The sequence below is a fragment of the Bartonella sp. AP58NXGY genome (assembly GCF_042195785.1).
GTDB lineage: Bacteria > Pseudomonadota > Alphaproteobacteria > Rhizobiales > Rhizobiaceae > Bartonella.
The window spans coordinates 317-617 of record NZ_JBHIOY010000341.1; the positions used below are offsets into that span (position 1 = coordinate 317).

Consider the following 301-nt stretch of genomic DNA (forward strand, 5'->3'; position numbering starts at 1 on the left):
GAAATACCATAAAGCAGCATTCCTGAAGATAATGCTCCTAAAACAAAATATTTTATACCAGCTTCAGAAGATTTGACATTATTACGATTAATCGCTGCTAAAGCATATAAAGCTAAGGACTGTAGTTCTAATCCCATATAAAGTGACAGCATATTCCCCGCTGAAATCATCAGCATCATACCAAGGGTTGCTAAAAGAACAAGCACTGGAAATTCAAATATATTGAACTTTTGCGCATTCGCAAAACCAACAGACATAATAAGAGCAAAAAGTGCACCAATAAGCGTTAAAATTTTCATAT

1 protein-coding gene is annotated in these 301 nt (G+C 34.2%); it reads right to left on the reverse strand.

Annotation, left to right across the window (positions count from 1 at the left end; translation table 11 throughout):
• The coding region (locus ACFINC_RS11300) for a proton-conducting transporter membrane subunit (protein ID WP_375617264.1) at positions 1-301 on the reverse strand (301 nt) is incomplete at both ends.